The organism is Lysinibacillus sp. NPDC056959, assembly GCF_042674095.1.
GTDB lineage: Bacteria > Bacillota > Bacilli > Bacillales_A > Planococcaceae > Lysinibacillus > Lysinibacillus zambalensis.
In genome coordinates, this window is record NZ_JBHURE010000006.1 from 136,047 (window position 1) to 150,447 (window position 14,401).

Sequence of the window (14,401 nt, forward strand, 5' to 3'; positions counted from 1 at the left end):
CTCCAAAAATTATGAATAATAAGGTAATAATAGCATATTAAAGTGTGTATTAATAGACATTTCAAATGTCTTTGCTAAAATGAAAGTATCTTATTACAGCAGGGAATGTGGCAAATATGTATACAATCATTTACATGAAAGCTGATTATGAGCCTTGGTGGAAGTTTGAAGGCTGGGAGGCTTTTATACAAACAAATGAAACTTTCGAAACAGAAGAGCAATTTGAATCAGCTTTACAAAGAAAACTGCAACACTTCCGATCAACATATGACAATGAAGTAACGAAAGAAGGGGGATTTTGGGCTTTTTGGTCAGAGGATGAAAGTGCTTTTTGCGAAGCTTGTGATGATGATGTACAAATTTATCACGGTATTATCACTTTGAAATCTGAGTCATAGAAATAAAATTTTGACATTTTTAAAAAAACATTTTTCTTTATTTGACAAAATTATGAATGATGGTTATACTTAGGTTAACAATTTAATTGCTTCACCGGAAACATGAATTCACATATTACAAAAAGTGATCGCGTTAGTACGGTACTCTTTGTAATATGTGAATTTTTTCATTCGCTGAAGAAATTACATATTGTTCACTTTTATTTTTTTGGAGGTTTTCTTAAATGAAACAAGGTACAGTAAAATGGTTTAACTCAGAAAAAGGTTTTGGATTCATCGAAGTAGAAGGCGAAAACGACGTATTCGTACACTTCTCAGCTATCGGAGGAGAAGGATTCAAAACTCTTGACGAAGGTCAAAAAGTGGAATTCGAAGTTGTAGATGGCAACCGCGGACCACAAGCTGCTAACGTAACTAAACTTTAATTCTCAGTAATTAAAATTACTTTCGTTAAACTTAAGACATCCTATATCAATAGGATGTCTTTTTTTGTATTTAAATAGATTTAGTCGATGAGAAATGAACAATACATTTATTAATAATAATTTTATTATGTAAATTAAAAAGTCATTTAAAGAGTGTTTTTTTGGGCCAAATAGATGTATTTATAAAATTCTTTTTTACAAATGAGAGAAAAGAGAAGGGCTGTTTAAATATATGATTGTCAAAGAAAATCTGTAATATGGATGATATAGAGCATAGATCCTGCGAGATGCTAGGACACGAGACCTGGCAATGAGCGTCAGGAGCACATGTCTTACCCACGAAAAGTGAAGTGGATTTTTACCATTTATAATTATGCTAGAATTCTTATAGAACTTTTCAGACATGCCCTTTTTTAAATAATTTAGTATGGACTAATTATTTTCCTGTTGTTTTTTCTCCATATATTTTTTACCCCATTCACCCATAGTGTGCAATACGGGTATAAAGCTTTTCCCTTGTGCTGTTAGCGAGTATTCCACTTTAGGAGGAACTTGTTTATACACTTCTCTATGAACCATTCCATCCTCTTCCAACTCTCTCAGTTGTCTTGTTAATATCCCTTTTGAAATGCCTGGTAACAACCTTTGAAGTTCGTTAAATCTTCTTGTTCGTCTACTTAGATACCATAAAATAGTGATTTTCCATCTTCCAGCGATTACATTTTGAGTAAGTGTCAAAGAACATACTTCTTCTTGTTCTTCGGTAGGTGGTTCTCCTTGAAAATTAAATCGAGCCATTGATTGATATTCCCTTCTCTCATTAGGTACTTTTTTTGTGACTATGTCATAAAAAAATGCCTACTTTTATTTTTGTGACTGTGGATATAGTATATACCTAGATTTCATTTTTCAAAATGAAAATTTAATTGGAGGGGAAAAAATGAAAATATTAGTTACAGGTGCAACGGGAAAATTAGGGTCAAAGATTGTAGAAGCATTATTAAAAGCTGTACCGGCAAGTGAGTTGGCCGTTAGTGTTCGAAATCCTGAGAAAGCAGAAGGATTTCGAGCTCTCGGAGTAGAAGTTCGACACGGAGATTTTGATCGACCAGAAACATTAGATGCTGCCTTTTCAGGAATTGATCGACTATTAATGATATCTACGTTTGGGGATGATGAAACAATAATGAGACAGCATACGAATGCCGTAACCGCTGCTCAACATGCTCAAGTAAAATTTATTGCTTATACTAGTGTAACAAATGCACGTGAAAGTAAGTTTTTCCTTGCTTCATCCCATAGAGCCAGAGAAGAAGCTATTTTGAAAACAGGTATTCCTTACTCATTTTTACGAAACAATTGGTATTTTGAAAATGAAATTGGGAGCATACAGGGCGCGATGGTAGGAGCACATTGGGTTACATCAGCAGGAAAAGGAAAAGTAGGCTGGGTACTTCGACAAGATTTAGCAGAGGCAACAGCAAATGTATTGATTGGAAAAGGACACGAGAATACAATTTACGAGCTTTCTGGAAAGCTAAAGACGCAAGAGGAATTAGTATCTGTCCTTGTAGATGTATTAGCGAAAGAAATCCATCTACAACAAGTCGATGATGTTACTTATGCGGACATTTTGAAAGGTGCAGGAGTACCAGAAGCATACCTTCCTATGCTCGTAAACACGCAAAAAGGTATTCGAGAAGGTGGTTTAGAAATTGAAAGTAACGATTTAGAAAAATTACTTGGTCGCCCTGTTACACCAATAAACGAAGCTCTTAGCCATATTATTAGTGAAATTTCTCAAACAGGAAATTAAGTTTAATCAAAAAAATGACCTTCCTATCTGTAATGGAGGTCATTTTTATATAAAAGGACTGACGGCTTTACTTGTTAAATAATGTATAAAATAAACTAATTAGCATTGTGTAGTGTAGTTAACTATCAAAAATTGAACAACTATATTTTCAACCGTATTTAGCCATTGGTCTATTTATTTAATACACGTTGTAGCACCTGAACCGGTATAAATAAACCGACACGACCATATGGATCTTTTTTCGCAGTTGCAAAGACAATCCCGACAACCTCGCCATCAGCATTTATGACAGGACTCCCACTATTTCCTCGATAAACAGGGGCATCCATCATCATAACAGGTTCCTGCCAATCCTCTAGGTATGTTGATTCCAGTAATGTTCCTTCATTTGCGATGCCCGTAAAGGCTAGTGGATTACCAATGAAATAGACAGGCTCATTTTTGCTATAGCTCGGATTATTAGCAAGTGAAAGGGAAGGTAGATCATCCCCGGATACTTGCAATAATGCTAAATCTACGTCGGGGTAACTTTCCACTATCTTGGCACCCATTAATCCTTCCTCAGGGAAAACAACGAGTAATGATTGTGCATCTTCTACAACGTGTGCATTGGTTACGATAAGTCCATCTGAAGAAATAACAAAACCAGTACCTTTACTAGAACCTGTAGAGATCTCCACAACAGCCTTTTTATATGTTTTTATATCTTCTTGCGTTGATAACCGAGCAGACACTTTCAAAAATTCAATCGCTGGAATGGAGTAAATTTGAAAGATAAGTGCAAATGTATTCAAAAATAACACAAATGCCATACTCCAGACAATCCATTTGACAATCGGTCTTTGTTTTTTGGGCTTTTTACCTTTGAGGCGTTCTTCTTGTTCTTGTGCTAACGCTTTTTCCTGTTCAGCGAGGACAAGCTCAATCAATTCTTCTTCGGACAAATCTTCATCTGTTGTTGATCTATGTATGTTGTCACTCATAAAAGCCCTCCTTACTCAAAATGAAAAGCGCCCAAGCAGGACGCCTGTGAAGTAATTCTTATGCAATTTTTGTAGGGTAGGTTTAATGCCAAACGGTTCCATATTAGTGTCAACATCATGTCTTCTATACGGAATATGTCGTTTGGTCATTGTACCCTTTAGAGCGTGTAATCTAAAGGAAGTCAGGGGTGATTGAATAGTTCTAGTTACTTGCTATTTTACAGTGAGACTTCTTCAGTTCTTTTCTTTCATTATACGTGAAGTCTATAGGTTATACGAATATTATGAAAACCAGTTTACAAGAGATCTACTTGCTAGACACATCGAGCCGCTCACAAAAAATATTGCTAGGTATACTGGACAAAAGGATGTGTTAGCAACAAAAGCAATTGTAATTAAAATAATTATATTATGTAAACTGAGCTAGAAACTTGTAAGAGAGTCTCTAATTTAATATGATAGAGATGAATTTACGAAAATGGGGGCGTATAGATGTATCGACAAGTAGATGATTTTTTAAATGAGTGGTCAGCATCAGCACAAGGCACAATTCAAGTATTAAAAGCTGTAACAGATGAAAAGCTAGAGCAAAGCATCGTAGAAGGTCATAGCACATTAGGCTGGTTAGGGTGGCATTTAGTTGGTGCTGCTGGTTATTTCAGTTATTTAGCAGGTTTACAGGTGCCGATGATTCGTCAAGAAGATCCAATTCCATCTACAGCGGCTGAGATTGTAGCTGCTTACGAAAAACTAGCAAATGGTGTGAAAGAGGAAGCGGCAAAGCTATCAGATGAAGACTTGCTGGAAGAAGTAAAAGGCTTCACGGGACCAATTGCTAGAGGTGCATTATTACGTGTACTAATCGATCATCAAACACATCACCGTGGACAAATGACAGTGCTACTACGTCAAGCAGGCTTACTAGTACCAGGCGTAATGGGACCAACGAAAGACATGCAAAAGTAGACGTATTAGGCAGATACTCAATGTATCTGTCTTTTTTATTTTTTGTGAAAATGAAAAACAATTACATATAACGAGAAAATAGGCAATCCAACTAGGAAGTGCCTATTTTTGTTTAAAGTAGAATTGGATATAGGCTATAAATTTTTAACGATCCTTATTTAATAGCAAACCATCTAAAAATATTGCAATAAAGCCTTTACTTTCGTGTAACAAATCAAAATCTTTTCCAAAAACTAACCAGTCATATAAAGAACCTCGCATACAACGAGTCATGTAAATGACGGTTTCTTGCACATTTATTTGTACAGATAATTCACCATCCTTAATTGCCTTTTGTATAAATGAATGCAAGATTTTATACAATTTGCGTTCAGAATTAGAAAAGAAATTTCTTTCGTTTTCAATTAAGCCACTTTTGTAAACAGACCGCATTAAATCCATTCCTAAATCATCTTTTAAATATGTCATTTGTGCATCAATTAATAAGATTACCTTTTCCTTGAAGGAAAGTTTTACGGGCAGAGTAGTCGTAAATTCTTCATAAAAATGATCAATTTCTTTAAATTTTTCTAGGAAAATATCGTACTTTGAAGAGAAATGACCATAAAATGCTCCTTTTGAACTGTTGCTTTGCTGAACAATTTCATCAACCGTTACTTGATCAAAGCCTTTCGTTTGGAACAATGTAAGGGCTGTTAAATATAGATGTTTCTTCGTTTCTTGAGCCTGTTGTTTTCTTGTCATTTTCATTTCTACATCACCTAATTTCCGCTAGATTTGCTATTTAACTTTAGCATAATACTCGTTCATGTAATTAACTTGTTTTCTGAATTTTTAGAAATAATATTGACAACTATTTATCTTGACGATTAATATACAGACTATAGTCTATGAAACTATTTCAAAAGGGGTGTAGATCATGGATCTTTTAAGGGAGAGAGTTGCGCAACAGCCTGAAAAAAATTTTATTCGGTTTGAGGATCGTAACGGAATGTATGTCGAAAAAAATAATGGGAATTTTTATCAGGAAGTTATGCGCTTTAGTAATGCACTTCATAAGCTGTGCATTAAAAAAGGGGATCATGTTTACTCGCTCTGCAATTAGTGAAGAGGCATTGATTGCACATTGTCGGGAACGTCTCGCAAAATTTAAAGTGCCGGATCGTATTGAATTTGTGACAGATTTCCCTCGCACACCAGTCGGCAAAATTCAAAAGCATGTTTTACGTAACGCTATTTTTAGGTAAAGCGAATGAAATAAAAATTTGACTGTAGAGAGAAGGGGCTATATGAAAAATGTGAAAGTATTAGTAGCAAGTTTAGCAGGCTCAATCATTGAATGGTACGATTTTTATTTGTATGGTACGGCAACAGGATTAGTTTTTACAACGCTATTTTTCCCATCGACTAATCCAGTAATTTCGATTTTAATTGCATTTGCTACGTTTGGAGCTGGCTATGCGGCACGACCAATTGGAAGTTTAATCTTTGGACATATGGGTGATCGTGTTGGAAGGAAAGCCTCGCTTATGCTCACGTTAATTGGAATGGGCGGTAGTTCTTTTTTGATCGGTTTATTACCTACCTATGCGCAAGTAGGGTTACTCGCGCCAACGCTATTAGTCATTTTGCGACTTATTCAAGGGATTGCACTTGGGGGTGAATGGGGAGGTGCTGTGTTACTAGCTACCGAATCGGCTACAAAAGGTGTGCGTGGCTTTTTTGGTTCTATTCCGCAGCTTGGTGTTCCAATCGGTTTAGTTTTAGGGACATTTAGTTTTACACTTATTTCTTCATTAACGACTGAAGCACAATTTATGGCCTGGGGATGGCGTTTACCATTTCTATTTAGTGCAGTTTTAATCGTAATAGCGATATGGATTCGAAGTGGGATTGAAGAAACACCTGAATTTAAACGCAAAAAAGACAATGGTGAACTAGCAAAGATACCAATTGTCCAAGTATTTAAATATAACAAAAAAGACATTTTCCGCATTATTGGATTAAAAATAGGGGACGGATTCTTTAATGTATTTTTAATGTCATTTATTTTAGTGTATGCGACGACGTATATTGGCTACACAAGGGATGTCGCATTATTTGCTTTAACAATAAGCTGCGCAACAATGATAGTAACAATTCCACTAGTTGGTTATTTTTCAGACTTTATAGGACGTAAGAAAATTTATATCGGTGGCCTTATTACAATGTTACTGCTTGCAATTCCTTATTTCGTGATGATTCCGATTAGTTCAACGTATTTCTTTATGTTACAAGTCGTATTACTTGGTGTCGTATGGGCAGCCATTTTCGCGACGCAAGGTACGTTCTTTTCTGAATTATTCCCAGCGAATGTTCGCTATACGGGGCTATCCTTTGGCTATCAAATCGCTGCAGCAATCGTCGGTTTTGGACCAATGCTATGGACTTCTTTAGCAACAGAGTATGGGGCTTCACCGTATTTATTTGGTGGATTGATGATAGCCGGGCTTCTACTATCACTGCTACTTGCAGTATTTTCGCCTGATACACGGATAATCACTCAATATGAAGAAACTGTCGAGAAAGTACAGGAAAATGAACGACTGTCAGATACTCAAGTGGAAGTGGCAATGACAACATCGACAAAGTAATCGTGGACATTATTTTTACAAGGAAAGCAAAAGTGTGTTTTATAGCAATAAAAAAACAGGGTTCTCCTTTTTGAATAGGAGAACCCTTTTAAAATTAGCTTAAGCCTTGGCTATCTTTCCACTCAAGGAATTCATCATAAGTTAATAGTTTATCTAAAATTGTGCCGTCTTCACGGATTTCGATGACACGGTTCGCAATTGTTTGAATGAACTGATGGTCATGAGATGTGAACAGCATCGCACCTTTGAAGCGCATAAGTCCTTCGTTTAGTGCTTGAATAGATTCAAGGTCAAGGTGGTTCGTTGGTTCATCTAGTAAAACAACGTTTGCTGTAGCAAGCATCATTTTAGATAGCATACAACGTACTTTTTCTCCCCCTGAAAGTACAGAAGGTGATTTTTTTACTTCCTCACCAGAGAATAACATACGACCTAAGAAGCCGCGTAAGAAGCTTTCTGTTTCATCATCAGGAGAATATTGGCGTAACCATTCAACTAATGATTTTTCTGAACCTTCGAAGTATTTATCGTGATCATTTTCGAAGTAACTTTGAGAAGTTGTTACGCCCCATTTGAACGTACCAGCATCTGCTTTTCTTTCATCCATTAGAATATCAAGAAGAGCTGTTTTGGCCATTGGATTACCAAGTAAAATGATTTTATCTTCTTTGTTCATTGAAAAGCGAATATCTTTAAATAGTGTTTCGCCTTCATTGCTTGCTGTAAGACCTTCCACTGTTAACACATCGTTACCGATTTCACGTCCAGTTTGGAAGTTGATGAATGGATATTTACGGCTAGAAGGTTTAATGTCGTCAAGCTCGATTTTATCCAACATTTTCTTACGAGAAGTCGCTTGGCTTGATTTAGAAGCGTTCGCAGAGAAACGAGCAACGAATGCTTGTAGCTCTTTAATCTTCTCTTCTTTCTTCTTGTTTTGGTCTGCCATCATTTTTTGTGCTAATTGGCTAGACTCATACCAGAAGTCATAGTTACCAACATATAATTGGATTTTAGAGAAGTCTAAATCCGCGATATGCGTACACACTTTATTTAAGAAGTGACGGTCATGGGATACGACAATAACCGTATTTTCAAAGTTAATTAAGAATTCTTCTAACCATTGAATTGCTTTTAAGTCAAGGTGGTTGGTAGGCTCATCTAGTAATAGAACGTCTGGTTTACCAAATAGAGCTTGTGCTAATAATACTTTGACTTTGTCAGAACCTTCAAGATCAGCCATTAGCATATAGTGAAGCTCGTCGCCAATTCCTAACCCGTTTAATAATGTTGCTGCTTCTGAGTCAGCTTCCCAACCATTTAGGTCAGCGAATTCACCTTCTAATTCAGCAGCACGCATGCCATCCTCATCAGAAAAGTCTTCTTTAGCGTAGATAGCGTCTTTTTCAGATTTTACTTCCCAAAGACGTTTGTTCCCCATAACAACTGTATCTAATACATTGAATTCATCGTATTCAAAGTGGTTTTGTTTAAGAACTGATAAACGTTCGTCCTTACCCATTGATACGTGTCCTTCTTGCGCTTCAATTTCACCAGAAAGAATTTTTAAAAATGTTGATTTACCAGCACCGTTTGCACCGATTAAACCGTAGCAGTTCCCTGGTGTGAATTTTATATTTACGTCTTCAAATAGTTTACGATCGCCATAGCGAAGACCTACATTACTTACTTGAATCATGCAAGTTCCTCCTTTTTTCACAATGGCACTAGTATATCATGAAATATGTACCATAGTCTATAAACATTATTAAATCAACGTTTGGTTATGTATTGTCAAATATTTGAGCGGGATAAGAGTGGGGATAATGTTAATAAAAAGTGAATACATATACTTTTTTATGTATTTAATCATCTCAAATGTAAAGAACAGGTTTTATGAAATAATGCCCTCTCTAGTGAGAAAGGCTTTATTTCACTAAATTATTTTAAATCAAACTTGAGAAAAGGCTTTTATCATTAAAGTTTCTCTTCCCATATCCAAATTGGCTGCTGAAGAACGATGGATGTAAGGTGACGGTTTATTTTTTTTGAATTCACCGTCATCTCATTGCTAAGAACAATCACTGTTAATTCTGCGTCATTTAGCCGTGTAACATAATGACGAAAACCACTCGGATATCCTCCTGGATGCCCAACAGCATTTTTCCCCATGACATCTTGAGTATACCAACCATATCCGTATTGATACGGAAACTTTTTAGCATGGGTCATACTCATCAGCTGAGAAGATTTTTTACTTATCAATACATGATTACGCAAGGCTCGGTCAAACAGTTCTAAATCTACAGCTGTAGAAATGATATCCCCAGCTGCATACGCTGCAGAATTATGCATTAATGGTCCGACTTTCCCCTCTATATGACCTTCCGCTTTCGGTAAATCATCCGGAACTGTAAACATAGAATTAATCATCTTACTCGGCTCAAAAATATGCTCTTCTATATAATTTGAATAGGGCTGTCCGCTGACTTTTTCAATAATAAGCCCTAACATCACATAACCAGTATTACTATAACTAAAGCTTCTACCTGGGGTAAATTCTAATTCAGAATCACTAACGGTATTTACAATATCAATTGGATTCCATTCTTTACTGTAATCAAAATTTTCCTTTAGATAGTCCGGAATTCCCGAGCTATGACTTAGTAGATGACTTATTGTAATAGTTTCTCCATTCGGAAAGTCTGGAAAGTATTGCGAAATTGGATGATCTAAGTTTAGAAGTTCCTTTTCTACTAGTTGCATGACTGCTACTGCTGTGAATGTTTTAGATAATGAAGCCATCTGAAAGAGCGTGCTTGGGCTATTAGGTAAATCAGTGGCAGCCAGTCCGTAACCCTTTGAAAATAAAACTTCATCTTCCTTAGCGATTAGGACAGTACCCTGAAATTTTTCATTTATCAAATATTAATCGATTTTTTCAGGAACGCTTCCAGATAAATTACTATGGTTACTACGTCCAAATAATAGCAAAGCTTCTATAGACACGACTACAATAACAAGAATAATAATTGAAGAAATTTTTAATGATTTATTCATATATACCTCGCAATCTATTTCTCTATAGCTTTTTAAAAACTTCCTACTTATTAGACGATATTTGACACGCAAAAAAAATAACAATTAATCATGATCTTGAATCAGTGAAGAAATTTTTTAAAATATGTAAGCTTTTTGGGTAAGTTAGACAACGGCTTATTTAAAAGTAAGAGGATGAACGATAGATCGTTTGACAAATAAATAAAACAAACGGTATGAGTATTACACTCGGATAATTACATACACACTGAGGGATAGATTAATTCGTATTTCTATTTTTTTATTTTATACAAATTATCCCTGAAATACCATATAATATTTACGCAGGGGAATATGTAATACAATACATTGTAGAAAAAGAAAGAGTTATAAACATTTTAGAAGAAGTAATACAAACTATTGAACAATCCAAGGTGTTACCTGAGGAAGTTCAGTGGCTGTTTTAGCGTCAATTATAAGCTATGAAGTACATTGGAAGACTAAACAGGTCATTAACAGCCTAACTAGGTGTGAATTTGTATCTGAATAAAATGGTATGGAATGAAAAATATATATTATTAAAGATACATTTTTTAAGGGTTTTTTATTTGTATTTATTCTTTTAACATTTGTCTTTATGAGTAGCAAACGCAAAGCATAATGAGGCATTGGCGGATGAATTAGAAAGGGTTGATAATGCATAAACATGTAGTAATTGAGGACATGACGCTTATTTAAGCTTTTACGATAATGTAGAAATGCTTTTTAAACAAATGGATGATTAAATCCAAATAGTTGTGAACGAAAGTATTTAGTAAGAAAGATTTATTCCAGGTACTCGAAAAAATGAGACTTGGTCTTTTTCAATTTCTTTAATTTAGAGGGGTTTTTATGCATAGAGAGCTAAAACAAAGAATAGTAAGTGAACCATCTGAATTCACTTTTTATGTGGAGAAACTAATTAGTACAAATAGATTTGACGATGGTGAAGTGTTGGAAATATCGATACTTGCCATAAAAAACGGACCGGGAAGATTATCAGATGAACAATGGCATGTCTTTATAGAAAATGGTTTATTACCTTATTATTATGATAAATGTGAAAGATGTACAGATGATATTCCATGGTCATTTATGTTCAGTGCTATTTTTATAAATAGAGATCATCTTTGTCCTTTCTGTAATTATTTAGAAAATAAAAAATAAGTCTTTTGCCTTCCGTGTTGAGGAGGGCTTTGCTTCTATTTTACAAGAAATACAGACATGTCATTAGTGGGAGTGATTTGGCGTATTCAGAAGTAATGGAATTAGATTTATTTGGTGGGCAAATGGACAGTAATAACTAACTATGTATCAAAAGCTTAAGCATGATGGAGGTGGATGGCTTTGCGATAGAACACATACATTTACACATTTGTCCTTTAAAACGCGTTCATACTTTCTATTAGATTATGATATAGAATATAAAATGATAATTTATTGAACTACTCCAATTTCGCTTCTCTTAGAAGGGGGAGATTCCAAAGCACACCTTCTTAATCGAAGGTTTTCATTACCTTACTGCCCTTTATATTTCTTAAAATGGAGATTACTGTCGGAAAATGAAAAAACAATCATAAAGACCTACAACAATTTAATAGGTTGTAGTTGCTTCATTGCTACAATATCGCTAGAATGATTATGTATCTTTTTTTGTTTTAGATTATACATACATATTTATTGTTGCATATGCGTTAAATGCATTTGGTTAGTTCTTAAAGTTGATATTCTGCTGCTATTCCAACCCCAAAGATTTACCACTACGAATATCAGTATAGGTAACTGTCAGTAGAAGACTATTATTTCATCATATTTTCATGCCGTGCCGTCCAAAAATGGTACCACTTGTTATAGGAAATGAAAACCCTTGAACTCACCAAGGTAAGTTATGTTAGTGGGATTCAATTTTATCTACTGTATGAAAAACTATTTTGAAAAGTACCTAGACTGTAAAGACCTATTAGGTTTGCTACGAACTCACGTTGAAATGTAAAACAGTTAATAACTATATAAATATGTCATGTCAACTTTTTCAAAAGGTGATCATGATTATAAACAAGAGATGCATATGGAAATTTTATCTATTGGAGGTATGTTATGGGTAAGGGCTTGATAAGATCAGCCATATTAATAGTAGTAATTGTACTAGGTATAGGAAGTTATTATTTTATAACAGATATTAGAAGTGAAATGGCACATAAAAAACTTGTGAAAAACTATGAAAAACCAATTCCGAAAACGATAAATGACGAATATGATGTAATAGTCATTGGTGGAGAGCCAGAAGGAGTTGCTGCTGCAGTTTCAGCAGCTCGTAATGGTGCAAAAACACTTTTAGTAGAAAAGCGTGAGGAATTAGGTGGGTTATTTACGTATGGAATGCTCAATTTCCTTGATATACCTCGAAATGACTCTAAACGACCAGTCAGTATGGGTATTTTTAAAGAATGGCACGACCTAGTTAGAGGGAAAGATGCCTTTGGAATTATAGATGCGAAGGCTGCCTTTAAAAAGCTTGTCGATGAAGAACCGAATTTAACGCTTTCTGTTCAAACAGAAGTTGTTAATGCCGGCCTTGATTCAAATCAGCTAACATCAGTAGAATTAAAAAATAAATATGGTACGTATATTGTAAAAGGCAAGACATTCATTGATGCTACACAAGATGCTGATTTTGCTACAATGTCAAAAGTTCCATTTTTCATGGGTGGAGAAGATATTGGTATTAAGGATAAGAGAATGGCTGTTACCTTGATGCTACATTTAAAAAATGTTGATTGGGATAAGGTGAAAAAAGAAGCAAACTCAAATACTTTTGGTGGTGCTCACCTAAATGATTCAGTTATGTGGGGCTTTACAAAGCTTCATGATGACTATAAGCCAGTACAAGAAGGTACGAGATTACGAGGCTTGAATTTAGCAAAAGTAGATGATGAATATTATATTAATGCTTTACAAATTTTCGGAATCGATGGTTTGAATGAACTTTCCAAACAGGAAGCAATTGAAAAAGGAAAGAAAGAGACTGAACATATTTTAAAATATTTACATGAGAAGTTTCCTGGTTTTGAAAATGCAGAAGTTGTGAGTTATCCGGAGGAACTATACGTCCGCGAAACAAGACATATTTGGGCAGAATACCAATTACCGATGTCTGATGTTTGGAAGAATAGTGATCATTGGGATAGCATTGGCGTAGCTGCGTATCCAGTTGATGTACAAGCGCAAACGCCTCATGATTATGGATATGTTATTTCAGCTCCAAAACAATATGCCATTCCTTTCCGATCTTTAGTGCCGAAAGAAATCGATGGCTTGCTTGTTGTAGGTCGTTCTGCAGGTTATTCATCACTTGCAGCGGGAAGTGCACGTGTCGTTCCAACGGGTATGGTGACAGGTGAAGCAGCGGGAGCAGCAGCAGCATTAGCGATTAAAGAAGACGTAACCTTTAGAGCATTGAGCAAGGACAAAAAACTCATCAATACTTTACGGGAAGATTTGAAGAAACAAGGAGCCTTTGTAGATCCTTTTGAGATGGATTATCCTTATAAAGGTGAATGGTATGATAAATCTATTCAAACTTTAATCAATTACGGTCTCGTTGTCGGTGGTTATTCGAATGATTTAAATGTTGAAGATACAGCAACAAAGATTAAATTTGCGAAAATGCTAAAAGAGGGCGTTCAACGTGTTAGTCCAGAGAAAATGAACGAGCTAAAGGATAAGCTGGATGTCGTTATCTATAAAGTAGCTAAAAAAGAAAAAAGCCCAATTAAAAGAGATGAAGTTGCAGAATTCTTGACGGAAGTATTAGTAGGTAAGTCAAGTGATAACAACTGGGATGTATTGATTGAAAAAGGGATTATCAGTGAAAAATTAGCAAAAAGATTAACAGAAAACAAGGAACTAAAATTAAAAGAGTTGTATGCCATAATGGCTGATGTCATCCATTATTCAGAAAAGGAACATACCCACTAATTAGTGGGGAATGTTCCTTTTCCTTATAGTTATGGCATTCATGTATTCGTAATATGCTCTATCACCTTAAGTGCTCCATTGGAATCGATTCAATTATTTAAAAATCAAAAGACGGTTGACTAAA

The 14,401-nt window shown here is 35.3% G+C and carries 13 protein-coding genes; 8 read left to right on the plus strand and 5 right to left on the minus strand.

From position 1 onward, the window contains the following. Positions 1 to 116 precede the first annotated feature (116 nt). Both ACFTQ7_RS09875 and ACFTQ7_RS09880 read left to right on the plus strand, forming a co-directional pair. Positions 117 to 398, plus strand: coding sequence for a DUF1033 family protein (locus ACFTQ7_RS09875; protein ID WP_349657857.1), 282 nt, complete (start codon positions 117 to 119; stop codon positions 396 to 398). Between the two features lie 224 nt (positions 399 to 622). Beyond that, positions 623 to 823: a cold-shock protein gene (locus ACFTQ7_RS09880; protein ID WP_049665398.1), complete on the plus strand. Its 201-nt coding sequence runs from the start codon at positions 623 to 625 to the stop codon at positions 821 to 823. 432 nt (positions 824 to 1,255) lie between these two features. Here the strand turns inward: ACFTQ7_RS09880 and ACFTQ7_RS09885 are convergent, their stop codons facing one another. Beyond that, positions 1,256 to 1,621: a winged helix-turn-helix transcriptional regulator gene (locus ACFTQ7_RS09885; RefSeq protein ID WP_386828370.1), complete on the minus strand. Its 366-nt coding sequence runs from the start codon at positions 1,619 to 1,621 to the stop codon at positions 1,256 to 1,258. Positions 1,622 to 1,763: 142 nt separating this feature from the next. On the opposite strand from ACFTQ7_RS09885, the gene ACFTQ7_RS09890 reads away from it, so the two are divergent. After that, entirely contained in the window at positions 1,764 to 2,639 is an 876-nt protein-coding gene (locus ACFTQ7_RS09890; RefSeq protein ID WP_386828371.1) for an SDR family oxidoreductase, read from the plus strand. Between the two features lie 170 nt (positions 2,640 to 2,809). Here ACFTQ7_RS09890 and ACFTQ7_RS09895 read toward each other — a convergent pair whose 3' ends face one another. Beyond that, the gene (locus tag ACFTQ7_RS09895) at positions 2,810 to 3,622 is read right to left on the minus strand and encodes a S1C family serine protease (protein WP_386828372.1); all 813 of its coding nucleotides are present in this window, start codon (positions 3,620 to 3,622) and stop codon (positions 2,810 to 2,812) included. 492 nt (positions 3,623 to 4,114) lie between these two features. Here ACFTQ7_RS09895 and ACFTQ7_RS09900 point away from each other — a divergent pair, with 492 nt between their 5' ends. Then, positions 4,115 to 4,588, plus strand: a complete 474-nt coding sequence (locus ACFTQ7_RS09900) for a DinB family protein (protein WP_386828373.1) — start codon at positions 4,115 to 4,117, stop codon at positions 4,586 to 4,588. 144 nt (positions 4,589 to 4,732) lie between these two features. On the opposite strand, the gene ACFTQ7_RS09905 is transcribed toward ACFTQ7_RS09900, so the two are convergent. After that, on the minus strand, positions 4,733 to 5,338 hold the full coding sequence (locus ACFTQ7_RS09905; RefSeq protein ID WP_386828374.1) for a TetR/AcrR family transcriptional regulator: 606 nt from the start codon (positions 5,336 to 5,338) through the stop codon (positions 4,733 to 4,735). Between the two features lie 296 nt (positions 5,339 to 5,634). On the opposite strand from ACFTQ7_RS09905, the gene ACFTQ7_RS09910 reads away from it, so the two are divergent. Both ACFTQ7_RS09910 and ACFTQ7_RS09915 read left to right on the plus strand, forming a co-directional pair. After that, positions 5,635 to 5,835 carry an AMP-binding enzyme gene (locus tag ACFTQ7_RS09910; RefSeq protein ID WP_386828519.1) on the plus strand — a complete coding sequence of 67 codons (201 nt, stop codon included), beginning with the start codon at positions 5,635 to 5,637 and terminating at the stop codon, positions 5,833 to 5,835. Positions 5,836 to 5,877: 42 nt separating this feature from the next. Beyond that, on the plus strand, positions 5,878 to 7,221 hold the full coding sequence (locus ACFTQ7_RS09915) for an MFS transporter (protein WP_386828375.1): 1,344 nt from the start codon (positions 5,878 to 5,880) through the stop codon (positions 7,219 to 7,221). 94 nt (positions 7,222 to 7,315) lie between these two features. Here ACFTQ7_RS09915 and ACFTQ7_RS09920 read toward each other — a convergent pair whose 3' ends face one another. Next, complete coding sequence (locus tag ACFTQ7_RS09920; protein ID WP_197140750.1) at positions 7,316 to 8,920, minus strand: ABC-F family ATP-binding cassette domain-containing protein; 1,605 nt, start codon at positions 8,918 to 8,920, stop codon at positions 7,316 to 7,318. A gap of 278 nt (positions 8,921 to 9,198) precedes the next feature. Further along, the gene (locus tag ACFTQ7_RS09925) at positions 9,199 to 10,146 is read right to left on the minus strand and encodes a serine hydrolase domain-containing protein (protein WP_386828376.1); all 948 of its coding nucleotides are present in this window, start codon (positions 10,144 to 10,146) and stop codon (positions 9,199 to 9,201) included. Positions 10,147 to 11,151: 1,005 nt separating this feature from the next. Between ACFTQ7_RS09925 and ACFTQ7_RS09930 the strand changes: the two genes are divergently transcribed. Together ACFTQ7_RS09930 and ACFTQ7_RS09935 are read left to right on the plus strand one after the other, a co-directional pair. Continuing rightward, a complete protein-coding gene (locus tag ACFTQ7_RS09930) occupies positions 11,152 to 11,466 on the plus strand; it encodes a hypothetical protein (protein ID WP_386828377.1) in 315 nt (104 codons plus the stop codon). A 930-nt stretch (positions 11,467 to 12,396) separates the two neighbouring features. Continuing rightward, the gene (locus ACFTQ7_RS09935) at positions 12,397 to 14,277 is read left to right on the plus strand and encodes an FAD-dependent oxidoreductase (RefSeq protein WP_386828378.1); all 1,881 of its coding nucleotides are present in this window, start codon (positions 12,397 to 12,399) and stop codon (positions 14,275 to 14,277) included. Positions 14,278 to 14,401: the final 124 nt, after the last annotated feature.

Coding starts and splice junctions, on each gene's coding strand:
- ACFTQ7_RS09875 (WP_349657857.1), top strand. CDS start 117: ATGTATACAATCATTTACATGAAAGCTGATTATGAGCCTTGGTGGAAG.
- ACFTQ7_RS09915 (WP_386828375.1), top strand. CDS start 5,878: ATGAAAAATGTGAAAGTATTAGTAGCAAGTTTAGCAGGCTCAATCATT.
- ACFTQ7_RS09910 (WP_386828519.1), top strand. CDS start 5,635: ATGCACTTCATAAGCTGTGCATTAAAAAAGGGGATCATGTTTACTCGC.
- ACFTQ7_RS09935 (WP_386828378.1), top strand. CDS start 12,397: ATGGGTAAGGGCTTGATAAGATCAGCCATATTAATAGTAGTAATTGTA.
- ACFTQ7_RS09890 (WP_386828371.1), top strand. CDS start 1,764: ATGAAAATATTAGTTACAGGTGCAACGGGAAAATTAGGGTCAAAGATT.
- ACFTQ7_RS09930 (WP_386828377.1), top strand. CDS start 11,152: ATGCATAGAGAGCTAAAACAAAGAATAGTAAGTGAACCATCTGAATTC.
- ACFTQ7_RS09880 (WP_049665398.1), top strand. CDS start 623: ATGAAACAAGGTACAGTAAAATGGTTTAACTCAGAAAAAGGTTTTGGA.
- ACFTQ7_RS09905 (WP_386828374.1), bottom strand. CDS start 5,338: ATGAAAATGACAAGAAAACAACAGGCTCAAGAAACGAAGAAACATCTA.
- ACFTQ7_RS09900 (WP_386828373.1), top strand. CDS start 4,115: ATGTATCGACAAGTAGATGATTTTTTAAATGAGTGGTCAGCATCAGCA.
- ACFTQ7_RS09895 (WP_386828372.1), bottom strand. CDS start 3,622: ATGAGTGACAACATACATAGATCAACAACAGATGAAGATTTGTCCGAA.
- ACFTQ7_RS09885 (WP_386828370.1), bottom strand. CDS start 1,621: ATGGCTCGATTTAATTTTCAAGGAGAACCACCTACCGAAGAACAAGAA.
- ACFTQ7_RS09920 (WP_197140750.1), bottom strand. CDS start 8,920: ATGATTCAAGTAAGTAATGTAGGTCTTCGCTATGGCGATCGTAAACTA.